General features: G+C 70.8%; 23 protein-coding genes. 7 read left to right on the top strand and 16 right to left on the bottom strand.

The features are described 5' to 3' along the window. Nucleotides 1-16 precede the first annotated feature (16 nt). Together AB0C28_RS35100 and betA are read left to right on the top strand one after the other, a co-directional pair. Complete coding sequence (locus AB0C28_RS35100; RefSeq protein WP_358080074.1) at nucleotides 17-970, top strand: ABC transporter substrate-binding protein; 954 nt, start codon at nucleotides 17-19, stop codon at nucleotides 968-970. Then, complete coding sequence (gene betA, locus AB0C28_RS35095; RefSeq protein WP_357857795.1) at nucleotides 967-2,598, top strand: choline dehydrogenase; 1,632 nt, start codon at nucleotides 967-969, stop codon at nucleotides 2,596-2,598. Before AB0C28_RS35100 ends, betA begins: the two co-directional genes overlap by 4 nt. A gap of 1 nt (nucleotide 2,599) precedes the next feature. Here betA and AB0C28_RS35090 read toward each other — a convergent pair whose 3' ends face one another. Continuing rightward, nucleotides 2,600-3,394 carry an ABC transporter permease gene (locus AB0C28_RS35090; RefSeq protein WP_357858107.1) on the bottom strand — a complete coding sequence of 265 codons (795 nt, stop codon included), beginning with the start codon at nucleotides 3,392-3,394 and terminating at the stop codon, nucleotides 2,600-2,602. 62 nt (nucleotides 3,395-3,456) lie between these two features. Further along, a complete protein-coding gene (locus tag AB0C28_RS35085) occupies nucleotides 3,457-4,404 on the bottom strand; it encodes an ATP-binding cassette domain-containing protein (protein ID WP_357857792.1) in 948 nt (315 codons plus the stop codon). A gap of 80 nt (nucleotides 4,405-4,484) precedes the next feature. Here AB0C28_RS35085 and AB0C28_RS35080 point away from each other — a divergent pair, with 80 nt between their 5' ends. Further along, nucleotides 4,485-5,255 (top strand): TetR/AcrR family transcriptional regulator, encoded by a 771-nt coding sequence (locus AB0C28_RS35080; RefSeq protein WP_357857790.1) that lies wholly within the window; start codon nucleotides 4,485-4,487, stop codon nucleotides 5,253-5,255. 47 nt (nucleotides 5,256-5,302) lie between these two features. Here AB0C28_RS35080 and AB0C28_RS35075 read toward each other — a convergent pair whose 3' ends face one another. The 7 genes from AB0C28_RS35075 to AB0C28_RS35045 form a co-directional block, all read right to left on the bottom strand. Beyond that, nucleotides 5,303-5,881, bottom strand: coding sequence for an ATP/GTP-binding protein (locus AB0C28_RS35075; protein WP_346104744.1), 579 nt, complete (start codon nucleotides 5,879-5,881; stop codon nucleotides 5,303-5,305). Continuing rightward, a complete protein-coding gene (locus tag AB0C28_RS35070) occupies nucleotides 5,862-6,224 on the bottom strand; it encodes a DUF742 domain-containing protein (RefSeq protein WP_106248329.1) in 363 nt (120 codons plus the stop codon). Before AB0C28_RS35070 ends, AB0C28_RS35075 begins: the two co-directional genes overlap by 20 nt. A 26-nt stretch (nucleotides 6,225-6,250) precedes the next feature. Then, nucleotides 6,251-6,673, bottom strand: coding sequence for a roadblock/LC7 domain-containing protein (locus AB0C28_RS35065; RefSeq protein ID WP_106248327.1), 423 nt, complete (start codon nucleotides 6,671-6,673; stop codon nucleotides 6,251-6,253). A gap of 21 nt (nucleotides 6,674-6,694) precedes the next feature. Beyond that, nucleotides 6,695-9,757 (bottom strand): nitrate- and nitrite sensing domain-containing protein, encoded by a 3,063-nt coding sequence (locus tag AB0C28_RS35060; protein WP_358080073.1) that lies wholly within the window; start codon nucleotides 9,755-9,757, stop codon nucleotides 6,695-6,697. A 222-nt stretch (nucleotides 9,758-9,979) separates the two neighbouring features. After that, a complete protein-coding gene (locus AB0C28_RS35055; protein WP_357857782.1) occupies nucleotides 9,980-12,205 on the bottom strand; it encodes a [protein-PII] uridylyltransferase in 2,226 nt (741 codons plus the stop codon). A gap of 121 nt (nucleotides 12,206-12,326) precedes the next feature. Then, nucleotides 12,327-12,665 (bottom strand): P-II family nitrogen regulator, encoded by a 339-nt coding sequence (locus AB0C28_RS35050; protein WP_020546578.1) that lies wholly within the window; start codon nucleotides 12,663-12,665, stop codon nucleotides 12,327-12,329. After that, entirely contained in the window at nucleotides 12,662-13,975 is a 1,314-nt protein-coding gene (locus AB0C28_RS35045; RefSeq protein ID WP_357857779.1) for an ammonium transporter, read from the bottom strand. The genes AB0C28_RS35050 and AB0C28_RS35045 overlap by 4 nt, the downstream gene beginning before the upstream one ends. Before the next feature lie 204 nt (nucleotides 13,976-14,179). On the opposite strand from AB0C28_RS35045, the gene AB0C28_RS35040 reads away from it, so the two are divergent. Further along, nucleotides 14,180-15,112 (top strand): iron-siderophore ABC transporter substrate-binding protein, encoded by a 933-nt coding sequence (locus AB0C28_RS35040; protein ID WP_357857776.1) that lies wholly within the window; start codon nucleotides 14,180-14,182, stop codon nucleotides 15,110-15,112. A gap of 6 nt (nucleotides 15,113-15,118) precedes the next feature. On the opposite strand, the gene AB0C28_RS35035 is transcribed toward AB0C28_RS35040, so the two are convergent. The 6 genes from AB0C28_RS35035 to AB0C28_RS35010 all read right to left on the bottom strand — a co-directional run bounded on the left by AB0C28_RS35035 (nucleotide 15,119) and on the right by AB0C28_RS35010 (nucleotide 21,543). Continuing rightward, nucleotides 15,119-15,880: an MOSC domain-containing protein gene (locus AB0C28_RS35035; protein ID WP_358080072.1), complete on the bottom strand. Its 762-nt coding sequence runs from the start codon at nucleotides 15,878-15,880 to the stop codon at nucleotides 15,119-15,121. 149 nt (nucleotides 15,881-16,029) lie between these two features. Next, nucleotides 16,030-16,971, bottom strand: a complete 942-nt coding sequence (locus tag AB0C28_RS35030; RefSeq protein ID WP_106248319.1) for a sigma-70 family RNA polymerase sigma factor — start codon at nucleotides 16,969-16,971, stop codon at nucleotides 16,030-16,032. Nucleotides 16,972-17,037: 66 nt separating this feature from the next. Beyond that, nucleotides 17,038-18,222, bottom strand: a complete 1,185-nt coding sequence (gene hutI, locus AB0C28_RS35025) for an imidazolonepropionase (RefSeq protein ID WP_357857770.1) — start codon at nucleotides 18,220-18,222, stop codon at nucleotides 17,038-17,040. Then, nucleotides 18,219-19,664 (bottom strand): formimidoylglutamate deiminase, encoded by a 1,446-nt coding sequence (locus AB0C28_RS35020; RefSeq protein ID WP_358080071.1) that lies wholly within the window; start codon nucleotides 19,662-19,664, stop codon nucleotides 18,219-18,221. Before AB0C28_RS35020 ends, hutI begins: the two co-directional genes overlap by 4 nt. After that, a complete protein-coding gene (locus AB0C28_RS35015; RefSeq protein ID WP_358080070.1) occupies nucleotides 19,655-20,824 on the bottom strand; it encodes an allantoate amidohydrolase in 1,170 nt (389 codons plus the stop codon). The genes AB0C28_RS35020 and AB0C28_RS35015 overlap by 10 nt, the downstream gene beginning before the upstream one ends. 32 nt (nucleotides 20,825-20,856) lie before the next feature. Further along, nucleotides 20,857-21,543, bottom strand: coding sequence for an SDR family oxidoreductase (locus tag AB0C28_RS35010; RefSeq protein WP_358080069.1), 687 nt, complete (start codon nucleotides 21,541-21,543; stop codon nucleotides 20,857-20,859). A 55-nt stretch (nucleotides 21,544-21,598) separates the two neighbouring features. Here AB0C28_RS35010 and AB0C28_RS35005 point away from each other — a divergent pair, with 55 nt between their 5' ends. From AB0C28_RS35005 to AB0C28_RS34995, 3 genes are read left to right on the top strand one after another with little or no spacing between them, the layout of a single operon-like run. Then, the gene (locus AB0C28_RS35005; protein WP_346104767.1) at nucleotides 21,599-22,129 is read left to right on the top strand and encodes a PadR family transcriptional regulator; all 531 of its coding nucleotides are present in this window, start codon (nucleotides 21,599-21,601) and stop codon (nucleotides 22,127-22,129) included. Nucleotides 22,130-22,146: 17 nt separating this feature from the next. After that, nucleotides 22,147-23,100, top strand: a complete 954-nt coding sequence (locus AB0C28_RS35000; protein ID WP_357857758.1) for an ATP-binding cassette domain-containing protein — start codon at nucleotides 22,147-22,149, stop codon at nucleotides 23,098-23,100. Beyond that, complete coding sequence (locus AB0C28_RS34995; RefSeq protein WP_357857755.1) at nucleotides 23,097-23,846, top strand: ABC transporter permease; 750 nt, start codon at nucleotides 23,097-23,099, stop codon at nucleotides 23,844-23,846. Before AB0C28_RS35000 ends, AB0C28_RS34995 begins: the two co-directional genes overlap by 4 nt. Here AB0C28_RS34995 and AB0C28_RS34990 read toward each other — a convergent pair. After that, a complete protein-coding gene (locus AB0C28_RS34990) occupies nucleotides 23,826-24,659 on the bottom strand; it encodes a MurR/RpiR family transcriptional regulator (protein ID WP_357857752.1) in 834 nt (277 codons plus the stop codon). The genes AB0C28_RS34995 and AB0C28_RS34990 overlap by 21 nt on opposite strands. Between the last annotated feature and the right edge of the window lie 47 nt (nucleotides 24,660-24,706).

Genomic DNA, 24,706 nt, shown 5'->3' with positions numbered 1-24,706 from the left:
TTCCCGGAGACCTCTGATGATGCGAACCAAGAAGCTCGCCGCCCTGCCCTTCACTGGGCCCCTCGCGGGGATCCTGCTCCTGACGGCCTGCTCGGGCGCCGAACCCGAGACCGCCGCCCAGGCCAAGGGGACGGTCAACATCGACATCCACGCCTGGGCGGGCTACGAGGCCCAGGCCGCCGTCATGGCGCACCTGCTGGAGCGGGAGCTGGGCTACAAGGTCAACAAGCGCCCAGTGAAAGAGGACCAGTCCTGGAAGGATTTCGAATCCGGCAAGGTCGACGTGATCGTGGAGAGCTGGGGTCACAACGACTTGAAGAAGACCTACATCGAGCAGAAGAAGGTCGCACTGTCGGCGGGCCTCACGGGGAACAAAGGGGTCATCGGCTGGTACATCCCCGAGTGGATGGCCAAAAGGTATCCCGGCATTACGGACTACCGAAACCTCAATAAATACTCTAGCCTTTTCCGGACCGAGAAAACTGGCACCGCCGGACAGGTTCTGGACGGCGATCCGACCTTCGTGACGAATGACGAGGCCATCATCAAGAACCTCGGACTGAATTACAAGGTCGTCTACTCCGGGAGCGAGGCCGCGTTGATCAAGGCCGCGCAGGAGGCGACGAAGAACCGGACGCCGCTGCTCATGTATTTCTACGAACCGCAATGGCTGTTCACCAAGATCCGGCTCGTCAAGGTCTCACTGCCTCCCTACGCGGTGGGCTGCGACGACACGGCGGCGAAGGTGGCCTGCGACTATCCGCCGTACCTGCTGGACAAGATCGTCAGCAGGCGGTTCGCCGAGACCGGCGGGAAGGCGTACGAGTTCGTCCGCAACTTCAACTGGACCAACGACGACCAGAACGCCGTGGCCAGCGACATGATCAACGAGAAGATGAGCGCCGAAGAGGCCGCTGAGCGGTGGGTCGACGAGAACAAGATCGTGTGGAAGGACTGGATTCCCCGTTGAGGTTCGACTTCGTCATCGTGGGCGGCGGCTCGGCCGGCTGCGCCCTGGCCAACCGGCTCAGCGCCGATCCTTCGACCTCGGTGCTGGTGCTGGAGGCCGGCCGGGCCGACCACCTGTGGGACGTGTTCATCCACATGCCGGCCGCGCTGATGTTCCCCATCGGCAGCCGCTTCTACGACTGGAAGTACGAGTCCGAGCCCGAGCCCCACATGAACGGCCGGCGCGTCTACCACGCCCGCGGCAAGGTGCTGGGCGGTTCGAGCAGCATCAACGGGATGATCTTCCAGCGCGGCAACCCGCTCGACTACGAGCGCTGGGCCGGCGATCCCGGCATGAAGGACTGGGACTACGCCCACTGCCTGCCGTACTTCAAGAAGATGGAGAACTGCCTGGCCGACCCCGGCACCGAGTTCCGCGGCGGTGAGGGCCCGCTCAAGCTGGAGCGCGGCCCGGCGCGCGGGCCGCTGTTCGAGGCGTTCTTCGAGGCGGTCCAGCAGGCCGGGCACCCCCTGACCGACGACGTGAACGGCTACCGCCAGGAGGGCTTCGCCGCCTTCGACCGCAACATCCACCGCGGCCGCCGGCTCAGCGCCGCCCGCGCCTACCTCCACCCGGTGCGCCGCCGCCCCAACCTGACCGTCAGGACCCGCGCCTTCGTGGAGAAGGTGCTCTTCGACGGCACCCGCGCCACCGGTGTCCTGTGCGACGGCGAGCGCATCGAGGCCGGGGAGGTCATCCTGTGCGGCGGGGCGATCAACACCCCGCAGCTCCTCCAGCTCTCCGGGGTCGGCCCGCGCGCCCTGCTGGAGCCCCTGGGCATCGAGATGGTGCACGACCTGCCCGGCGTCGGGGAGAACCTCCAGGACCACCTGGAGGTCTACATCCAGCACGCGTGTACGCAGCCGGTCTCGCAGCAGCCCTCGCTGGCCATGTGGCGCCGCCCGTTCATCGGTGCCGACTGGCTCTTCCGCAGACGCGGCCCAGGGGCCACCAACCACTTCGAGGCCGGCGGCTTCATCCGCTCCAACGACGACGTCGCCTACCCCAACCTGATGTTCCACTTCCTGCCGATCGCCGTCCGCTACGACGGCTCGGCCCCGGCCGGCGGACACGGCTACCAGGTGCACATCGGCCCGATGTACTCCGACGCGCGCGGCTCGGTGCGCGTCGTCTCCGCCGATCCCCGCCGCAAGCCGGCCCTGCGCTTCAACTACCTGTCCACCGAGCAGGACCGGCGCGAGTGGGTGGAGGCGATCAGGCACGCCAGGGCCATCCTGTCCCAGCCCGCCTGGGCGGACCTGGACGGGGGCGAGCTGTCACCCGGGCCCGACGTGCGTACGGACGAGGAGATCCTGGCCTGGGTGGCCAAGGACGGCGAGACCGCGCTGCACCCGTCGTGCACCTGCCGGATGGGCACCGACGAGATGTCGGTGCTCGATCCCCAGAGCATGCGGGTGCACGGCCTGGACGGGCTGCGGGTGGTGGACGCCTCGGCCATGCCGTACGTGACCAACGGCAACATCTACGCGCCGGTGATGATGCTGGCCGAGAAGTCCGCCGACCTCATCCTCGGCAACACGCCCCTGCCGCCGGAGCCGGTCGCCTTCTACCGCCACGGGCAGGCGTAGTTCACCGGTCGAGACGCTGGTACCGGCGGACGGACAGGGTGAAGAACAGCGCCGTGATGACGAGCGGCCACACCACGGCCATCGGCACCGCGTGCTGCGCCACCCAGGAGTCGCCGCCCCAGCCCGGGTTGCCGAACAGCTGCCTGGCCGCCGCCACCGTGGACGACAGCGGGTTCCACTCCGCGACCGCCCCCAGCCAGCCCGGCATCGTGTCCGGGGCGACGAAGGCGTTGGACAGGAAGCCGATCGGGAACTCCAGGGTCTGCACCGCCACCGCCGCGCCTGGATCCCTGGTGAGCAGCCCCAGGTACATCCCGGCCCACAGCAGCGAGAAACGCAGGAGCAGCAGCAGGCCCACCGCGCCGAGCGCGCCGGAGAACGTGGCCGGACGCCAGCCGACCGCCAGGCCGCAGGCCAGCAGGCCGGCCAGGACGAGGACCGAGTTGAGCAGGTCGGCGACGGCCCGGCCGATCAGGACGGCCGAAGGCGCCATGGGCATGGAGCGGAAGCGGTCGGTGACGCCCTTCGAGACGTCCGTGGCGACGGCGATCATGGTGGCGCTCAGGCCGAAGAGCATCGTCATGCCGTACATGCCGGGCATGAGGAAGGCGAAGTAGTCGGCCCCTTCGGGCACCTTCACCGCGCCGCCGAACAGGTAGCCGAAGGCCAGCGTGATGACCACGGGGAAGACCACCCCGAACACCACCGTCATGGGCTGGTTCGCCCAGTGGATCAGGTCCCTGCGGGCCACCGACCAGCCGTCCACCAGGGCCCAGCGCAGCGAGCTCGCGCTCATGCGCCACCGCCCGCCGTCGAGATCGTCCTCATCCGCCGCTCCCCTTCCGAGCGAGACCGTGTTCATCTGCCGTCACCTCCGGCGGTCAGGCTCAGGAAGACCTCGTCGAGGGTCGGGCGGCGCACCGCCACGTCCTCGGCCTCGATCCCGGCCGCCGACAGCGCCACCAGGACCTCCGTGAGCGCCTGGACGCGCTCGCGCACCGGCACGCTCACGTGCCGCGTGTCCTGATCGGCCTCCACCGCCCCTGCTACAGCCCCTGACGCCGCGCGGCCGACGATCTCGGCGGCCTGGGCCAGCCGTTCCGGGTCGCGGATCACCACGTCGAGCCGGTCGCCGCCGAGCCTGGCCTTGAGCTCGTCCGGCGTGCCCTCGGCCGCCACCCGGCCCGCGTCGATCACGGAGATCCGGTCGGCGAGGTGATCGGCCTCCTCCAGGTACTGGGTGGTCAGCAGCACCGTGGTGCCGCCGGCGACCAGGTCGCGCACGGCCCGCCAGATCTCCGCGCGGCTGCGCGGGTCGAGGCCCGTGGTGGGCTCGTCGAGGAACAGCACGGGCGGCGCCAGGATCATGCCTGCCGCGAGGTCGAGCCGGCGCCGCATGCCGCCTGAATACTCCTTGGCCGGCCCCTCGTGCTCCAGCCCGAAGCGTTCCAGCAGTTCCTCCGCCCTGGCCCGCGCCTCGGCGGGGCCCAGGTGGTAGAGGCGGCCGAACAACTCCAGGTTCTGCCGGCCGGTCAGGATCTCGTCCACCGCGGCGTGCTGGCCGACCAGGCCGATGCTGCGGCGTACCTGGCGGGGCTGCCGGACCACGTCGAAGCCGGCCACCTCGGCGCGCCCGCCGGTGGGGCGCAGGAGCGTGGTGAGGACGCGGACGGTCGTGGTCTTGCCCGCGCCGTTGGGACCGAGCAGGCCGTGCACCGTGCCCTGGCCCACGTCGAGGTCGATGCCGTCCAGCGCCGCCTGCTCGCCGTACGTCTTGCGCAGGTCGCGCGCCCATACCGCTGACAATGCCGCCTCCCGTCGATAGCGTACGATGTACCGTACGCCATACGGTGGAGAACGGCAACCGTACGGTGTACCGTACGAAGATGACAGTCGAGTACTCCGGAAAAGGCGACCCGGCGCGCAGCCTGGCGCTGCTCTGGCGCACCAGCGAGCGGGCCAGCCGCAAGGGCAGGCCGGAGCTGAACGTCGATCGCATCGTGCGCGCCGCCATCGAGGTGGCCGACGCCGAGGGCCTCCAGGCGCTGTCCATGCGCCGCGTGGCCGAGCGGCTGGGCGTGGGGACGATGTCGCTCTACACGTACGTGCCGGGCAAGCCGGAGCTGTTCGACGTCATGCTCGACACGGTGTACGGCGAGACGGCCAGGCCGGAGCACGTGCCCGGCGACTGGCGGGGCGCGCTCGACCGGATCGCCAGGGAGAACTGGGCCCTCTACCTGCGCCATCCGTGGCTGCTCCAGGTGGCGGCCAGCCGCCCGCCGCTCGGGCCCAACGTGACGGCCAAGTACGACTACGAGTTGCGCGCCGTGGACGGCATCGGCCTGACGGACGTGGAGATGGACTCGGTGATCACGCTGATCACCGGCTTCGTGCACGGGGCGGCCAGGGGCGCGGTGGAGGCCGCGCAGGCGGAGAGCGTGACCGGGCTGACCGACGAGCAGTGGTGGGCCGCGCACGCGCCCTTCCTCAGCCGCATCGCCGACGCCGGCCGCTATTCCGTGGCCTCCAGGGTCGGGCAGTCGGCGGGCGAGGCGTTCAACGCCGCCTACAGCCCCGAGCACGCCTTCGAGTTCGGGCTGGAGCGCGTGCTCGACGGCATCGAGGCCCTGATCAACCGCCGCGCGACCTCATCCTGACGCCGACACCGCGGGCCGGCGTCCACGCCCCGGCGCGGTGCGGCGGGCTAGCGTACGGGGGCCGCGCGCAGGCGTACGACGTGCTCCACCAGGGAGATCAGCGTCGCCTTGACCGACTCGCGGCTGCGCGCGTCGGTGCGCACGATCGGCACGTGCGGCGAGAGCGCGAGTGCCTCCCTGACCTCGCCGTCGGAGTGCGGGAACTGCCCGTCCCAGCCGTTGACCCCGATGACGAACGGCAGTTTGGCCTCTTCGAAGTAGTCGATGGCGGGAAAACTGTCGGCCAGGCGGCGCGTGTCGAGCAGCACCACCGCGCCGATCGCGCCGCGGACGAGGTCGTCCCACATGAACCAGAACCGGTGCTGACCCGGGGTGCCGAACAGGTAGAGGATCAGGTCACGGTCGAGCGACAGGCGGCCGAAGTCCATCGCCACGGTCGTGGTCTGCTTGTTCGGCGTCATGCCCAGGTCGTCGATGCCCGCGGACGCGTCGGTCATCACGGCTTCCGTGGTGAGCGGGAGGATCTCCGACACCGCCCCCACGAACGTCGTCTTCCCGACGCCGAACCCGCCCGCGACGACGATCTTCGTCGACGTGAGGCCGGGGCTAGAGCCTGCGTAGTCCACTGAGCACCCTTTCGAGCATGTTGAGATCTGGCTGTCCCTGGCTGAGGCGTGGCTGGTGCAGGCGGACAAGCCCTTCGTCGGACATGTCCGCCACGAGCACCCGGGCCACGCCCAGCGGGACGCGGAGCAGGGCCGAGATCTCGGCGACCGACCGGAACGACCTGCACAGCTGCATGATGGCCTCCTGCTCGGGGGTGAGCATGGCCATCTCGTCGTCCGGGATCGACATGGACGAGATCAACGTCTCCATGGCGAGGTGATAACGCGGCTCGGAACGGCCGCCGGTCACCGCGTAAGGACGGAACAGGGGCTCTTCGTCCCCGGTGCCGTCAGTGCCGTACACGGCCCTCTCCCATCAGTTCCATCACATCACCGGGACCTGGCGGCCTGAAGCTCCGCACGAAGGGCCGGTGTCAGCGCTTGTCCCGCTCTGTCTACCAGCAACGTCATCTGGTATGCCACGAGGCCCATGTCACAATCCGGACCCGCCAGCACCGTCAGAACCGAGCCGTCGCTGATCGCCATCACCAGCAGCAGGCCACGCTGCATCTCGACGACGGTCTGCGTCACCGCGCCGCCCTCGAACACCCTGGACGCACCCACGGTCAGGCTCAGCAGACCCGCGGAGACCGCGGCGAGCTGGTCGGCCCGGTCGGGCGGGAAGCCCTCCGAGGCGGCCAGGCAGAGCCCGTCGGCCGAGACGACGACGGCGTGCGCGACACCTGGGGTGTTACGCACGAAGTCGGTGATCAGCCAGTCGAACTTGTGCGCCTCATGGCTAAGGGTTGTCACGCATCCTCCCCGGCGGGACGCTTACTCACTCTGTTCCTCCTGTCCGTGTACTTCCTGACGGGCCCGTCGCACACCCTGCTGGTAGCCGGCCATCCTGGAGCGCATCCGGTCGGCTGAGACCGGGGGCGCGGGAGCCTGCCGCTGGGGCTGCTGCGCCTGTGCGGGCCGGCTCGCCGTGCCCGGCACCAGGTTGGCTTTCGGGGTCCGTTTGGGGAGCCCGGCGGCGGTGACGCCGCCGAGACTCGGTTCGCTGGCCGCGGCCGCCGCACGCCATCCGGCGTCCGCGGCCGTACGCCACGCTTCCTCCCCAGAGGGTACGGCTTGCGCCGGTGTGGCCTCACCGGTGCCCGCCGGTTGGGGCGGCGTCTCCGCGGGCGGCCGGCGGAACCAGGCCGACTCCACCGAGGCGAAGATCGGCAGGTACTCCTCCTGCTCCTGCTCCATCGGCGACATGTCGACCGACGGAGTCCGGCCCGGCCCGCGCACGTCGTTCGTCGAGTACGACGGCGCCGGCGGCGGCGTCTGGAACGCGCCACTACCAGATCGCGGAGAACCCGCGCCGGGGTACGAAGGGTAGCTTCCTGAGTCGAACGTGCCCTGCTGCCTGCGGTAAGAGCCGCCGTCGGTGTCGGCGGTGAAGCCGCCCGCCCCCGGGCGGCCCGGGTCGGAGCCGAACGTGCCGAACGCGGGCCCTGGCGTCCCCTGCGCGTTGTCGTCCTGGCGCGGGCCCGGCCGCCGGGCGGGGCCGGTGTCGAACGTGCCGGGGCCCGTCCTGCCGGGGCCGCTGTCGTACGGGCCGCTGTCGATCGAGCCGCTGCCGAAGGAGCTGCTGTCGAAAGAACCGGGCCCCTGGCCGGAGGGCGGGGCCGCGTGCCGGGGCCGCCCGTTGTCGGCGGAGCCGGGGCGCGGCGCGGGCCCCGCCTCGAAGGCGCCACGACGCGGCTGGCCGCCGTCGAAGCCGCCCGGCCTGGGCTGCCCGTTGTCGAGCCCGCCCGTCCTGGGCTGCCCGTTGTCGTAGCCGCCAGGCCGCGGCACCTGCCCGATCTCGAAGGAGTCGAAGCTGGCGAACGACCGGAACGTCCCGTTCTGCGCACCCAGCCCGTTCGGCCCCGAAGCCCCCGTGCCGGAAGCGGCGGGCTGGCCGGGCACGGTGCCGCCGCCGAACGCCGGCCGCTGCGGCAGCGGCTGCTGCTGCGTCCCGTCGGCGATCAGCGTCGGAGGCAGCAGCACCATGGCGATCAGACCGCTGCCGTCGCCCTTGCGCAGCTGCACCCTGATGCCGTGGCGCAGCGCCAGGCGGCCGACCACGAACAGGCCCATGCGGCGGGAGACCGACACGTCCACCACGGGCGGCTCGGCCAGACGGCGGTTGGCCTCGGCCAGCTCGTCCTCGGTCATGCTGATGCCGGAGTCGGTGACGGACAGCAGCGCGCCGCCGCCTTCGATGAGGCTGCTGGTGACCGTGACCTGGGAGTTGCTCGGGGAGAACTGGATGGCGTTCTCGACCAGCTCGGCGACGAGGTGGACCAGGTCGTTGGCGCAGCTGCCGAGCACGGAGGTGGCCCGGTGCACCTTGACCTGGACGCGCTCGTAGCCCTCGACCTCCGACAGCGCGGCGCGGACGACGTCGACCAGTTTGGCCGGCTGGCTGCGCCTGCGGGTGGCCTCGTGCCCGGCCAGGACCAGGAGGTTCTCGGAGTTGCGGCGCATGCGGGTGGCCAGGTGGTCGAGCTTGAACAGGTCGGCCAGCCGGCCGCCGTCCTGCTCGCCCTTCTCCAGGCCGTCGATCAGCGAGATCTGCCGCTCGACCAGCGTCTGCGTGCGGCGCGAGAGGTTGACGAACATCGAGCTGATGTTGCTGCGCAGCTCGGCCTCCTCGCCCGCCAGGCGTACGGCCTGCCGGTGCACCTGGTCGAAGGCCCTGGCCACCTCACCGATCTCGTCGTTGCCCTCGACCTCGATCGGCTGCACGTCGCGTACGGCCGAGTCACCGCTGACGCGCAGCTGGTGCACCACGTCGGGCAGCCGGAAGCCGGCCACCTCCAGCGCCTCGGTGCGCAGCCGGCGCAGCGGGCCGACCATGGAGCGGGCGATGGCGACGGTGAGCAGCAGGACGAGCAGCAGCAGCCCGAGGATCAGGGCGCCCGCGACGATCGCGCTGCGGATCTCGGACTGGCGCAGTTCCTGGCTGCGCAGGTTCACCTTGTCCGCCATCTGCTTCTCGATGCCGTGCAGCACCTCGATGGCGTTGGTGTTCTGCTTGAACCACTGGTCGCGCTCGGCGTTGGCGGAGATCAGGTTGTCGGTGATCGTGGCGCCCGGCTGCCGGCCGCTGACCAGCGTGACCGCGCGCGACTTGGTGAGCTGGACGTTGACGTAGTCGTTGTTCGAGGTGAGCGCCTTGGACAGCTCAAGGCCGACCTCGACGCCTGCTTCGGCGCCGACGGTGGCGATGTCGCGCTGCTGGCGGGCGTTGGAGGCGATGAACTCCTCGACGTCCTTGGCGCCGACCCGCCTGGTCTCGTAGGAGGCCTGCAGCAGCTTCACCCGCTGCTTGGACATCTCCTCCTTGGCCGAGGCGAGCGCGCTCAGGGCACGGAACTGGCCGACGATCTGGGAGTCGTCGGACATCAGGGCCAGCTCGTCGTGCAGCTTGAGCAGGGTGTCGGTGAGGAAGTCGTACCGGATGGTGTTGACCTGACCCTCGGTCCTGATCTTGGGGAGCCGGCCCAGGTCGTACTTCGCCTGTTCGACCGCCTTGACCACACGGGGTCCATAAGAGTCGTCCATCGTGTTAAGGTCGGCTCTGACGGTCTTGATCAAGGTGTCGACGGACGCCTTGCGCTGTGCGTACGGGTTGGCCAGGGCCTTGCGCACCGAGCGGCTCGCGCCGATCCAGCCGCCCGTGTCGCGCTCGAGTCCGATGGCCTGCACCAGGTCACGGATGCGTCCGGCCTGCTCGGCCGCGGTGGCCGTGCGGTCGTAGACGCCGATGCTCTGGACCGACCCGACGACGCGCGCTCCCCCGAGCACGACGCCGGCGATGGTGGGCACCAGGATCAGGGCGGTCAGCCGCCATCTCACGCGCCAATTCCGCAGCCCCAGCCGTGGCAGAGACCGCTGCCCGCGGTCCCTTCGTGTGGCTGGGTCGCTTCCCGCACTCCCCGTTGTCACCGCTCCCGCTACCCCTCAATCGTCCCGTCCGCCACGGGCCATAAGCCGTCCACAAGGTATCCGCAGCAACTGACTTAACAGTCATATCGGACACAATCGTTACAAACGTGACCGTAGTCGATGTGTTGTTGGTTATCGCAGTGCGGCCAGGACTTGATCGCGGACTTGAGCCCTCTGCGCGTCGTCGCTGAGGGGGCGACCAGCGCGGTCCACAACGTAGAAGACGTCCACCGCCTCCGCGCCGAGAGTCTCCACGCGAGCGGCCCTCACGTCAAGACCACACTCACCGAACGCACGTCCAATGCGCCACAGCAGTCCCGGCCTGTCATGGGCCCTGACTTCCACCACGGTAGCGGTCGCGGAGGCGTCGTCGACCAGTGTCACCCGAGGTGGGGCCACAGGTACGCGGGGCGGCCTGAGCGCGCGGGTGCGGCGGGCCAGCCGCTGCTCGATGTCAAGACGGCCGGCAAGGACGAGCCGGAGATCGGCCTCCAGCGTCGCGGGGTCGGGCGGAGAGCCGTACTCGGGGATGACGGAGAACTCGATCACCGCCGTGGAGCCCGCGGACGCCGACGAGGCCGAGCGCACGACCAGCCGGTGGGCCGACAGCACCCCGGCGGCGCTCCACAGCAGCCCGACCCGGTCGGGGGCGACGACCGTGACCGCTCCCCCGTTGACCCGGACGGCGCCGCCGCCGTGGCGGGCCAGCCCGGCCTGCTCGGGCGAGAGGGTGGGCGGCTGGGGCGGCGGCGAGCCCGACAGCACCGACCTGACCCGGCGGACCAGGTCGGCGACGAGCCCCGCCTTCCAGGCGTTCCAGGCGGCGGGACCGGTCGCGTTGCCGTCGGCGACCGCCAGCGCGGCCAGCAGGTCGAGCACCTCGCGGGTGCCGACCGTGGCGGCGACCTTCTCGATCGTCACGGGATCGTCGAGGTCCCTGCGGGTGGCGGTCTCGGGCAGCAGCAGGTGGTGGCGGACGACGACGGCGAGCGTGTCGATGTCGTGGGCGGGCAGGCCGATCCGGGTCGCGATGTCGCGGACCACGACCTCGCCGGTCGCCGAGTGGTCACCGGGCCAGCCCTTGCCGATGTCGTGCAGCAGCGCGGAGATCAGCAGCAGGTCGGGGCGGGAGACCTCACGGGTGTGGCCGGCCGCGTTCGCGGCGGCCTCGATCAGGTGCCGGTCGACCGTGAAGCGATGGATCGGGTTGCGCTGGGGGCGGTGGCGTACGCGCTCCCAGTCAGGAAGCAGTTTGACAAGAATGCCCGCCTGGTCGAGCTCCTCCCACACGGGCACGGCGGCGCGGCCCGCGCCGAGGATCGACACCAGCGCGTCGCGGGCCTCCTCGGGCCACGGCACCGGCATCGGAGCCGACTGAGCTGCGAGTACGGACACCGTCGCGGGCGCCATCGGCAGCCCGGAGTCGGCCGCTGCGGCGGCGGCGCGCAGCACCAGGACGGGGTCCTTGCGCGGGTCGGCGCCCCTGGCCAGCACCACCTCGCCGCCGTGCTCGACCACGCCGTCGGCCAGCGGGCGGCGGCCACGGGGCGCCGGTCCTGACAGCAGCCTGTCAACGGTGCGCCAGGTGGCGTCGAAGGCGTGGGAGACAGTGCGGCCGGCCTCGGCCAGGCGGCGCATCAGCGCCTCGGCGTCCAGCAGCCCGAGCAGCCCGGCCACCGCGTCCTGCTCCTGGAGAACCAGCCGGTCGGTGCCGCGGGCGGTGACGACGTGCAGCGCGTGCCGCACGTCGAGGATGAACTCGTACGCCTCCCGCGCCCGCGGGCCCGGCGCCGAGGCGACCCAGGCGGCGGCCACGGCCTGCATCGCCTGGACGTCGCGCAACCCGCCGCGTCCGTCCTTGATGTCGGGCTCCAGCAGGAAGGCGAGCTCGCCGCTGGCCTGGGCCCGCTTGTCGGCCGCCTCGCGCAGCTCGCCGAGCCTGCGCCTGGAGTCGGCGCGCCATTCGGCCAGCACCGACTCCCTGGCCTTCCTGGTCAGGTCGGGGTCGCCGGCCACGTGTCTGGCCTGGATGAGGCCGAGCACGGCCTTGAGGTCCTGCCTGGCCACCGACACGGCCTCGTCCACCGTGCGTACGGAGTGGTCGAGGTTGACCGCGGAGTCCCAGATCGGATACCAGATCCGGTCGGCGATCCTGGCCACGTCGGCCCGGCCGTTGTGCAGCAGCACGAGGTCGAGGTCGCTGCCGGGTGCCAGCTCACCCCTTCCCAGGCTGCCGACGGCGACGAGCGAGACGTGCTCGCCGTCGCTCGCCGTGCGGAAGAGATCCTTCAGCCAGCGGTCGGTGTCCGCGCCCCGCTCCTTGCGGGCCGCGGCGTACGAACGGGCCTCTCCCCTCACTGCTGTGCCCCCTTGCCGAGCTCCGCCCGGACCCCCTTGTCCGGGCATCGCCGCGGATCCGTCGTGGAACCCCTGTCGTGCTCCGCCCTGACGCCGTTGTCAGGGCTTCGCGTCTCCGACGTCACAGGGCTTCCGGACCCCGTTCTCCCGTGCGCACACGGATGACGGTGTCGACCGGCACGGACCAGACCTTGCCGTCGCCGATCTTGCCGGTGTGGGCCGCCTTGACGATGACGTCGATCACGTCCTCGGTGTCGTCCTCTTCCGCGAGGACCTCGAGGCGCACCTTCGGCACCAGGTCCACCTGGTACTCGGCGCCGCGGTAGACCTCGGTGTGGCCGCGCTGGCGGCCGTAGCCGCTGGCCTCGCTGACGGTCATTCCCTTGATGCCGAACTGTTCGAGCGCGGCCTTCACGTCGTCGAGCTTGAAGGGCTTGATGATGGCGGTGATGAGCCTCATGCGTCCACCTTCTTCGTGGCGGGAGCGGTGACGGGGCCGTTGGGGGAGCTCACGCCGGAGGCGTGAACGGTGCCGAGGTCATACCCGGTCTCGGCGTGCGAGGTGATGTCGATGCCGGTGACCTCGTCCTCGGTGGAGATGCGGAAGCCCATCGTCTTGTCGATGATCTTGCCGATCACCCATGTGAGGATGAACGAGTAACCGCCGACCGCGACGGGGCCGAGCACCTGAAGGCCGAGCTGGCCGAAGCCGCCGCCGTAGAACAGGCCCTCGCTCTGCTGGTCGAGGAAGGGGTAGGCGGCCAGGAAGCCAAGGGAGACGGCACCAACAACGCCGCCGACCAGGTGCACGCCGACCACGTCGAGGGAGTCGTCGTAGCCGAGCTTGTACTTCAGGCCCACGGCGTAGGCGCAGATCGCGCCGGCCAGCAGGCCGATGACCATCGCGGCCCAGGGGTCGACGAAACCACAGGCGGGGGTGATGGCGACCAGACCGGCCACCGCGCCGGAGGCGGCACCGAGGCTGGTGGCGTGGCCGTCACGCAGCTTCTCCACCACGAGCCATGCGCCGACGGCGACCGCGGTGGCGACCTGGGTGTTGAGGAAGGCCAGGCCCGCCGTGCCGTCCACGGCCAGCTCGGAGCCGGCGTTGAAGCCGAACCAGCCGAACCACAGCAGCGCCGCGCCGAGCAGCACCAGGGTCAGGTTGTGCGGCCGCATCGGCTCCTTGCGCCAGCCCTGCCGCTTGCCCAGCACCAGGGCCAGGGCGAGCGCCGCGGCGCCGGCGTTGATGTGGACGACCGTGCCGCCCGCGAAGTCCTCGATGCCCATGGTGTTGAGCCAGCCGGTGCCCCACACCCAGTGGGCGACGGGGAAGTAGACGACCGTGGCCCAGATCACGCTGAACAGCATCCACGCGCCGAACTTCGCCCGGTCGGCGATGGCACCGCTGATCAGGGCGACCGTGATGATGGCGAACGTCATCTGGAAGGCCGAGAAGACGAGACTCGGCATGCCGGTGCCGTCGTCCTTCGTCGCGGTCTCCACCAGGCTCTGCAGGCCGAGCGCGTCGAAGCCGCCGACGAAGTTGTTGAGTGCTGAGCTGGGGTTGTCGGTGAAGGCCAGGGAGTGCCCGAAGAGCATCCAGGTGATGGTTACGGTGACGATGGCGCCGAACGACATCATCATCATGTTCAGGACACTCTTGGCCCTGGTCATGCCCCCGTAGAAGAACGCGAGGCCCGGAGTCATCAACAGCACCAACGCGGTGGCCGCGAGCATCCAGGCAGTCGTGCCGCTATCGATCTTCACGACGCGACCCTCCTTACATGTGACGTGTGGCCACAGCGTGTTCGGCCGGGGTTTCGTGGCTCGACCAGGCGTGTTTCACATCTGTGAATCTCGCCACACGGGTGTTTCGACTAGGTTTCGGACATCTCACTCCGCGCATTTGGGTAACACTGAATCGGACATGTCATACTTAGGATTGCCTAACCTAACGATCAAGGAATGCCCATGCGCCTTCGCCTGGCCGTCGCTGCCATGCTGCCCGTGTTAGTCCTCACCGCATGCGGGAGCGGCACCACCGCGTCCCAGGAAGCGGGGCCCACCCGGACCGTCAAGCACGCCATGGGTGAGACCAAGGTGCCCATGACGCCGAAACGGGTCATCGTCCTCGATACCGACAAGCTCGACACGATGGTCTCGCTCGGTCTCTCCCCCGTCGGCGCGGCGCAGGCCCAGGAGAACCAGACCTGGCCCGAATACCTCGGCCCGGCGCTGGCGGACACCAAGCCCGTGGGCACGCTGCAGCAGCTCAACATCGAGGCCATCATGGCGCTCAAGCCGGACCTCATCCTGGGCAGCAAGTTCCGCCAGGCCGCCTTCTACGACAAGCTCGCCAAGATCGCCCCCACCGTGTTCACCGAGCGGGTCGGCATCACCTGGAAGGACAACTTCCTGCTCGACGCCGAGGCGCTGGGCAAGAAGGAGCAGGCCCAGCAGTTGCTGTCCGCGTACGAGACGCGGGCCAAGGAGGTGGGCGCCAAGTTCTCGAAGCTGAAGGTCAGCATCGTGCGGTTCATGCCGACCGAGATCCGCATGTACGGCCCCGAGTCGTTCAGCGGCATCGTGGTGGGCGACGCCGGCATCCCGAGGCCCGAGGCGCAGCAGCTGGCCGACCAGGACGACAAGCGCTTCGGCAAGCTGAGCCAGGAGAACATCGCCAAGGCCGATGCCGACGCGGTCTTCTACACCGCGTACGGGGAGGCGGCGGCCAAGTCGCAGGCCACCGTCACCGCGGGGCCGCTGTGGAAGAACCTGGAGGCGGTCAAGTCGGGCAACGCGCACAACGTGGACGACGAGATCTGGATGACCGGGATCGGCGTCACGGCCGCCGGCAAGATCCTGGACGACCTGGACAAGTACCTGGCGCCGCTCGCGAAGTGACGCCGGTCACGCGAGACGTACCGGATCGCCCTTCCTGATCAGGCCGGGGCGGAGCACTCGCGCGTAGACGCCCGCGCAGGCCTGGTTCTCCAGGTCGAAGACCGTGACCCGGTTGTGCCTGGCCACGGTGCGCAGGGCGTCGGCGTCGCGCTCCAGCGACCCGTGCGCCAGCGTCGGCACGGCGCAGCGCGGGCTGGCCACGATCACGTGCAGCACCACCTCCGCGCCGACGTGCAGCTCGCGCCCGGCCCAGTCGTTCTCCACGAAGCCGTCCGGCTCCGTCGCGATCACCAGGTTGGGCCGGTAGCGCAGCGCCTCGACGCGCCCGCGCGGGCCGAGCGCGCCGATCCGCTCGACGGTGGAGGTGGTGATCAGATGGATCGGCGCGAAGTCGAAGAACGTGCCCTCGGGCGAGCCCGAGCCGAGCACGGTCGTGGTGTAGGGCACCTCGGCCTCGATGCCGTCGGCGAGCACCCGTTCGGGCACCGACCGTTCGAGGTGAGCGCCCTCCGGGGGCACGTCGATCAGCCTGACCTCGCGCCCGAGCAGCTCCGACAGCTCCGCGTCACCCGGCGCCCGCGCGCCCTCGATCGCCAGCAGCCCGCGCCAGAGGCGGGGGTTCTTGGCGCTGGCGATCTTCCCCGTGGCGACGTCGAGCACCGCCCGAGCCCGGTCTCCCGCGAACCCCCGCTCGCTCACCGCGCTCTCGGCGAGCTCTTCCCCCAGCATCGACTTGACCGGATAGCGGCGCAACGTCTCGACATGCATGCCCGAGAGCTTACGACCCGCCCGGAAAGTCGCGGATCACCCGCAAAACCTGACCCACCCCGAACCTGACGCCCCGAACCTGACGCCCCCGGGCCCTGGCGGCCCACCCCCCGAACCTCCGCACGGCTCCCCCCGGAACCGCGAGCGGTCTAGGCGGCCGCGGTGGCCATCTTGCGCAGCCGGGCCAGGGCGTCGCGTTCGATGCGGCGGGCGCGGTCACGGCCGATGCCGTAACGCTCACCCACCTCGGTCAGCGTGTGCTCGCGCCCGTCGACCAGCCCGTAACGCCAGCGCAGCATCTCGCTGGTGACACCTTCGAGCCCGGTGAGCCACTGGTCCAGCCGCTCCCGCTCCAGGATGTCGATGGCCTGCTGCTCGGGATCGGCCCAGGTCTCGTCGGCGATCATGTCGCCGAGCTCGGTCTCGTCCTCGTCGCCGACGCCGAGTTGCAGCGAGACCGGGTCGGAAGCCCAGCGCCGCAGCTCACGCACCCGCTCGATGGGCAGGTCGAGGATCTCGGCGAGATCGTCGTCGGTCGGCTCGGCGTCGAACTCCGCCAGGATGTCGCGCCGCACCCGCATCAGCCGGGTCATCTGCTCGCCGGCGTGGGTCGGCAGGCGTACGGGACGGGCCTGCTCGTGAATGGCCCGGCCCACCGACTGCCTGATCCACCACGTGGCGTAGGTGGAGAACTTGTATCCCCGCCGGTAGTCGAACTTCTCCACCGCCCGGACCAGCCCCAGGTTTCCCTCCTGGACCAGGTCGATCAGCGGCATCCCCCGGCCGGAGTATTTCCTGGCCACCGCCACGACCAGGCGCAGGTTGGCCTGGATGAACTCGTCTTTCGCCCGCTGGCCCGAGATGGCCAGCCGCTCCAGCTCCTCGTCGGCCGCGTCCCCGATGCGCGGCTCCGTGCCCCCGCTGTCGAGCAGCTGTTCGGCGAACAGGCCCGCCTCGATCCGCTTGGCGAGCTCCACCTCTTCCTCAGCCGTGAGCAGCGGGACCCGGCCGATCTCGGCCAGATATGTCCCCAGCAGATCGCGATCAGCGACGTGCTGCTCCTGCGTGCGACTCCCCGTAGGCCTTGCCATCCCCAGGCACCTCGTTCCGCAGCTGCATACTTACCCGGCCAACGTCCGGGCAGGGGCAAAGATTCCCTAAAGCACTACGTCTGCGGGATGGTTCTGGATGTCCTCCTCAAGGAGGAGACCACGGTGAAACACCTGGTGAACGAGGGGAACGCCGGGCCGGTAGGCCAGGTGCACGTAGGAGGGAGCGTCGAGGACGACGAGGTCCGCACGGGCCCCGCGCCGCAACCAGCCTACGTCCCTACGGCGCAGCGCGCGTGCCCCGCCGTACGTCGCCGCCCTGATCGCCTCCAGCGGCGTCATCCGCATCTCGCGCACGGCCAGCGCCACGCAGAACGCCATCGACGAGGTGAACGACGAGCCGGGGTTGCAGTCGGTCGCCAGCGCCACGGTCGCGCCCGCGTCGATGAGCCGCCGCGCGTCGGGGTACGGCGAGCGGGTGGAGAACTCGGCCCCCGGCAGCAGCGTCGCCACCGTCCCCGAGGAGGCCAGCGCGTCCACGTCGGCCGTTGTCAGGTGGGTGCAGTGGTCGGCGGAGGCCGCCCCCAACTCGCAGGCCAGCCGCACCCCAGGCCCTTCCGTCAGCTGGTTGGCGTGCACGCGCACCCCGAGCCCGGCCTTGCGCCCGGCCGTGAGGATCTCGCGCGTCTGGTCCCCGTCGAAGGCCCCGCGCTCGCAGAACACGTCCACCCACTTCGCGTAGGGCGCGCACGCTTCGAGCATCTCCCCGGCCACGAGCCGCACGTAGGAGTCGGTGTCCATGCCGGCCGGCACCACGTGGGCCCCGAGGAAGGTGGTCTCGTCGGTCAGCCCGGTGGCGATCTCCAGCGAGCGCCGCTCGTGCTCGACGGACAGCCCGTAGCCGCTCTTGATCTCCACGGTGGTGGTGCCCTGGGCGAGCATCTCGCCGACCAGGGCCCGCGCGCGGGTGGCCAGCTCGGCCTCGCTCGCCCGGCGGGTGGCCGCGACCGTGGTCCTGATGCCGCCCCCCGTGTACGCCTCCCCCGACATGCGCGCCTGGAACTCGGCCGTCCGGTCACCGGCGAAGACGAGGTGCGCGTGGCTGTCGACGAACCCGGGGATGACGGCCCGCCCACCGGCGTCCACCCGCACGTCGGCGTCGGGAGCCTCGGCGGCGGGGCCGGTCCAGGCGACCAGGCCGTCCTCGACGACGAGCGCGGCGCCGGGGATCTCCTCGCGCTCGGGGTCGCCGGTGTAGAGCAGCCCGATCCCGTCGATCAGCGTCGTGGTCATCGCCGCTCTCCCATCGCCGCGCCTGTCTCCGCCCCTGACGCCGTCCCCGTCGTCGTTCCCGTCGTCGTTCCCGTCGTCGTTCCTGTCACAGGCCCTGTCGCGGCCCCCGTCTCGGGTCCTGTCACCGCCCCGATCGCCCGGATCAGCATGCGGCCCACGTCGCCGAGCACGTGGCGGCCGTCGGTCACCACGCGGCGCCCGCCGGAGACCACCGAGTGCACGTCGGCCGCCGTGGCCGCGAACACCACGGCCTCCAGGTCGGGAGCGCCGGCCGTGCGTACGGAGTCGAGCCGCAGCGTCACCAGGTCCGCCCACGCGCCGGGCACGAGCAGGCCCGCGTCGGGGAAGCCGAGCGAGGTGTGCCCCTCGACCGTGGCGGAGCGCAGCAGGTCGGCGGCGCGCCAGTGCCCGCGTCGCTCGCTGGCCAGCCGCTCGTTCAGCTCGACCGCCCTGGCCTCCTCGAACAGGTCGATCACGGCGTGGCTGTCGGAGCCGAGCGTGATGCGCGCGCCCCGGTCGGCCGCCGTCCTGGCCGGGCCGATGCCGTCGGCGAGGTCGCGTTCGGTGGTGGGGCACATGCAGATGTAGGTGCCCGACTGCGCGAGCAGCTCGATGTCCACGTCGGTCAGGTGGGTGGCGTGCACCGCGGTCGAGCGCGGCCCCAGCGCCCCCCGTTCGTGCAGGACCTGGACGGGCGTGGCGGCGTAGCGCTCGACGCAGGCGGCGTTCTCGGCCCGCTGCTCGGAGACGTGCATGTGCAGGGGCGCGGCATGGCGGTGGGAGAACTCGGCCACGACCTGCATCTGCTCGGGCGGCACCGCCCGCACGGAGTGGATGGCGGCGCCGATCTCGACGTCGGGCTGCCCGCCGTAGGCGGCCTCCAGCCGTTCGGCCCTGACCGCCCAGTGCTCGGCGTCGCCGTCGCTGAAGCGCAGTTGCGGGCCGGCCAGCGGGGCGCCGATGCCGCCCGACACGTAGCAGGTGTCGAGCAGCGCGATGCGCAGCCCGGCGGCGCGGGCGGCGCGCACGAGGGCGTGGCCCATCGCGTTGTCGTCGTCCTCGTACGGCCGCCCGTCACGGTCGTGGTGCAGATAGTGGAACTCGCCCACGCACGTCACTCCGGAAAGGGCCATCTCGGCGTAGACCGCGGTGGCCAGGCGCAGGTAGGACTCGGGGTCGAGCCGGGCGGCCACCTCGTACATCCGCTCGCGCCAGGTCCAGAAGTCTCCCTTGCCCTCCTGGGTGACGCCGCGCAGCGCGCGGTGGAAGGCGTGGGAGTGGGCGTTGGCCAGGCCGGGGACGGTCAGCCCAGGCAGCCGCTCGGCGTCGCCGGGCGGGCCCTGCTCGATGCGGGTGATCCTGGCGCCGTCGATCTCCACGAGCACGTCGCCGGCGACCCCATCGGGCAGCCAGGCCCGCTCGCACCAGTAGGTCAGCGACACAGATCCTCCAGCACCTCCGCGAGTGCCACCACTCCCGCCTCGCAGTCTGCCCGCTCGGCGTGCTCTCCGGGTGAGTGGGACACGCCGGTGGGGTTCCTGACGAACAACATGGCGCTCGGGACACCCGCCGCCGCGAGGATTCCGGCGTCGTGCCCGGCGCCGGTGGGCAGGATGGGCGCGGGCGTGTCGCCCCCGGCCACCCGGGCCAGCCGGTCGCGCAGCGCCTCGGCGAAGACCACCTCGGGCGTCCAGGACTCCTCGCGCACCTCGCTCGCCTCGCCGCTCACCTCGCCGACCAGCTCGCGCACGGCCGCGGCGTCGGCCCCGCGCGCGTCGAGCCAGGCGCTGACCAGGCCCGGGATGGCGTTGGCGCTGCCGGGCGAGACGCGTACCTTGCCGACGGTGGCCACCACGCCGAGCCGCTGAGCCGACTGCCTGGCGGCCAGCGTCATGCGGGCGAAGGGCAGCATCGGGTCGTCGCGGTCGGCCAGCCGGGTGGTGCCGGCGTGGTCGGCCCGGCCGCGGAAGTCGAGCCGCCAGCGGCCGTGCGGCCAGATCGCCCCGGCCACGCCCACGGGGCGGCCCTCGGTCACGAGCCCGCGGCCCTGCTCGACGTGGAGCTCCACGAAGGTGCCGACGGTGGCCAGCGTCTCGTCGTCGCGGCCGGTCTCGTGGGGTTCGCGCCCGGCCCGGCGCAGCACATCTGCCAGGGTGTCGCCGTCGTCGTCGGTGAGCCCGAGCGCGCGGTCGGGGGAGAGCGCGCCGGTGAGCAGCCGCGAGCCCATGCACGGCACGCCGAACCTGGCGCCCTCCTCGTCGGTGAAGCAGGCCACGCCCACGGGCACCGAGGGCGTCACGGCCCGCTCCTTCAGCAGGTCGAGCGCGGCGAAGGCGGACACGACGCCGAGCGGCCCGTCATAGGCGCCGCCCTGGCGGACGGAGTCGAGGTGGCTGCCCGTCACCACGCCGGGGCGCTCGCGCGACGGGCTCCCCCACCACGCCCACAGGTTGCCGTTGCGGTCTTCGCGCAGGTCGAGCCCCCTGCTGGTGGCCTCGCCCGCGAACCACTCGCGTAGCTCCAGGTCGGCGTCCGACCAGGCGTCGCGCAGGTAGCCGCCGGTCTCGGGATCTCTGCCAATGGGGGCGAGTCGTTCAAGCATGGACCCCACCATAGTGAATGGATCCATTCACTTCAGTTGACGGGACCCCCTCGGGGCCGCAGGGTCAGCTCGGTAAGGTGGGCGTCGGGTCCGGCCATGACGGCCGCGAGCAGCGCCCGCGCCACGGTCTCCGGTTCGAGATACTTCTCCGGCTCGAACGCGCCGCCCTCGTACGCCCGCACCTCCCGCTGCATGTCGGTGGCCGTCCGCCCCGGATAGACGGTGGTGACCCGCAGCTCCGGCTCCTCCAGCCGCAACGCGTCGGCGAACGCCTTCAGCGCGAACTTGCTGGCCGCGTAGGACGCCCAGTGGGGGTTGGCCCGCTGACCGGAGCCGGAGTTGACGCAGACGACGTGGCCGCCGGCCCGCCGCAGCGCGGGCAGCAGCAGCCTGGTCAGCTCGGCGACCGCGATCACGTTCACCTCCATGGTCTGCCGCCAGACGTCGGCGTCCTGGTCGGCGATCCGGCCGAGCCGGCTCATCCCGGCGCTGTGCACCAGCACGTCGAGCCGCTCGATGCCGGCCACGTCGGCCGCGGTGACCCGGGTCAGCTCCACCGGCCAGGGGCGCGCTCCCGGCAGTCCGGCCGCCAGCGCGGCCAGCGCCCGCTCGTCGCGCCCGCCCAGGATGACGTCGTGGGTCGGGGCCAGCGCCCTGGCGACGGCGGCGCCGACACCCCTGGAGGCGCCTGTGACCAGCGCCGTCGGTCGTTCACTCATGGAGGCAGCTTATTGACCTTGACGACTATTCAAGTTTGCATACAAACTTGAATACATGTCATCGACCCGGATCCTGATCCTCGGCGCATTGCTGGACGGCCCCATGAACGGCTACGGGGTCCGCCGCCGCCTGGAGGTCATGGGCATCGAATCCTGGACCAACGTGGCGTTCGGCTCGATCTACCACGGCCTGAGCAAGATGGCCGACGAGGGCCTGCTGGAGGTCGTCGAGGCGGGCAAGGGCGGCAAGGTCGTCTACGCCCTCACCGACCTCGGCCGCGAGGAGTTCCACCGGATGCTGCTCAAGGCGTGGCACGAGCTCAAGCCCATCGTCGACCCGTTCCAGGTGGCCATGACGTTCATGGACCGGCTGGAAAAGCAGGAGATATTGACGGCGCTGCGTGGCAGGATGTCCCAGCTTCGGATGTACGTCGACACCATGGGACACATGAGCGGCGTGAAAGTCGCCCACGGCGCCCCTGAGCACGTCAACGAGAACCTCGGCCTGCAGCGGGCCATGCTCCAGGCCCAGCTCGACTGGGTGGAGAAGGCGATCCCGAGGATCGAGGCCGACGAGTTGCCATGAAGGAGCTGACCGCCCCGATGATCATTCAGGCAGAGGGCCTGCGCAAGACGTTCACCACGAGAAGCAGAAAGGGCGCCCAGACCGTCGAGGCCGTGCGCGGCGTGGACCTCGACGTGGCCAAGGGCGAGATCTTCGGCGTGCTCGGGCCCAACGGCGCGGGCAAGACCACCACGATCAGGATCTTGTCCACGCTGATCGCCCCCGACGCGGGCACCGCCACGATCGCGGGCCACGACCTGCTCAAGGAGCCCGCGCAGGTCCGGCGCAACCTCGGTTACGTGAGCCAGGCCGGCGGGGTGGAGGACACCACGAGCGCCAGGGCGCAGATCATGATGGCCGCCAGGATCCACGCCATGGCCGATCCGGCGCGGGCCACCGCCGAGGTGCTCGACCGTTTCGAGCTGACCGAGCTGGCCGACCGCCCCGGCCGTACGTTGTCGGGCGGCCAGAAGCGGCGGGTGGCCATCGCGATCGGGCTCGTGCACAACCCGCCGCTGCTCTTCCTCGACGAGCCCACCACGGGCCTCGACCCTCAAAACCGGGCCAACCTCTGGGACCGGATCAGGCAGTTGCGCGAGGCGGGCACGAGCGTGCTGCTCAGCACCCACTACCTCGACGAGGCCGACGCGCTGTGCGACCGGCTAATGATCGTGGACCACGGCACGGTCGTGGCCGAGGGCACGCCGTCCGCGCTCAAGCGGGAGGTCTCCGGCGACGTGATCACGCTCAGGGTGAGCGAGCCGGAACGCGCGGCGGAGACGCTCAAGCCGCTGGCCCGCGAGACCCGCGTGGACGACGACCTGCTGCGCGTCTACGTGGACGACGGCGAGCACACGCTGCCCGCCCTGCTGCGGGCGCTGGAGGAGCGGGGCCTGGGCCTGACCTCGATCGCGCTCGACCGCTCCACCCTCGATGACGTCTTCCTGGCCAAGACCGGCCGATCCCTTCGTGACGCGGGAGCCGCCGTATGATCCGCCACACCGCCTTGTTCACCGGCTACGAGCTGAAGAAGTCCTTCAGCAACCCGATCTGGCCGCTGTTCGGCCTCATGCAGCCGGTGCTCTACCTGCTCATGTTCGCGCCGCTGCTGAAGTCGCTGACGCCGGGCGGCACCACGGTGGACGCGCTGCGCATGTTCACCCCGGCGTCCATGATGATGATCGCCGTGTTCGGCTCGCTCTTCTCCGGGTTCGGGCTGATCGCCGAGCTGCGCAACGGCTCGCTCGAACGTTACGCCGTCAGCCCCGCCTGGCGGCCGGCGATCGTGCTCGGGCGGGTGGCCAAGGACATGGTCGTGCTGGTCCTCCAGGCCGTCCTGGTGCTGATCGTGGCCATCGCCATGGGGGTGCGCATCGGAGCCGTCGAGCTGGTGCTGGTGCTGCTGCTCATGGCCGCGACCGGGCTGTTCGCCTCGGGGCTGTCGCAGGGGCTGGCGCTGACCGTGCGCGACGAGAACGGCATGTCGCAGACGCTCAACCTGTTCATGTTGCCGATCATGCTGCTGGCCGGGCTGTTCGTGCCGATCTCGTTCGCGCCCGACTGGATGAAGTTCCTGGCCCCGGTCAACCCGCTCTACCACGCCGTCGAGGCGGGGCGGGCGCTGTTCGACGGGCGGCTGGGTGATGCGTCGATCCCGATCGCGTTCGGGCTGTTCATCGCGCTGGCGGTGCTCACGACGATGTGGTCGATGCGGTCGCTAGGCAAGATCGCCGGTTAGGAACGTGCCGGTCTCGTCGGCCATCCGCTCATATTCTTCGAGCCTGGCCCGCGTACGCAGCGGCGCGGCGTCGGCCATGGCCTCCACCAGGGCCATGGCCAGGGCCAGCGGCGCGGCGTGCGAGTCGAACACGAGCCGGTCGCCCACGGGCGCGTCGAGCACGATCTCGGCCGGGAAGTCGGGCCTGTCGGTGATGGCGGCCACGCGCAGGCCCAGCTTCTCCGCGTATTCCAGCGCCCGCAGCGCTTCCGCCGGATAGCGCGGCAGCACCACGGCCACCACCCACTCGGCTCCGGCCCGCCGGGCCGCGTGCAGCCCCTCGGCCAGCTCGGAGCCGCCGTGGGTGAGCAGCCGCACGTCGGGATGGATGCGGCGGGCGTAGTAGGCGAAGGTGGTGGCGAGGCCGCACGAGACCCGCAGCCCCAGCACGGGCAGCGGCTCGGTCGCGGCCAGGTGTTCGCCCAGCTCCTTCAGCGGCAACGCCGCCAGCCGCTCCCTGACCAGGGCCAGGTTGCGGATCTCGCAGTCGATGGCGCCGCGCAGCAGGCTCTCCTGCGGCGCCTCCACGCCGCCGCCCAGCACCAGCGGCCGCAGCGCCTGGCGCAGTTCGGGATATCCGGCGAACCCCAGCACCATGGCGAACCTGGTCACCGAGGGCTGGCTGACCCCGGCCCGGTCGGCCAGCTCCACGCTGGACAGGAAGATGGCCTCGTCCAGGTTTTCGCTCAGGTAGTGGGCGATCCTGCGCTGCACGGGCGACAGCCTCCGGCCGTCGAGGAGCACGCTCAGCCCGCCGTGATATCCGTCCGCCACGTCACCTCCAACACCGCCGACCCGGCATTCTCATCCCTCACACCGGT

The sequence above is a fragment of the Nonomuraea sp. NPDC048892 genome, from assembly GCF_040649735.1.
Lineage (GTDB): Bacteria > Actinomycetota > Actinomycetes > Streptosporangiales > Streptosporangiaceae > Nonomuraea > Nonomuraea maheshkhaliensis.
The sequence above is the reverse complement of the archived record's forward strand: the minus strand, read 5'-3'. Positions and strand labels throughout refer to the sequence as shown.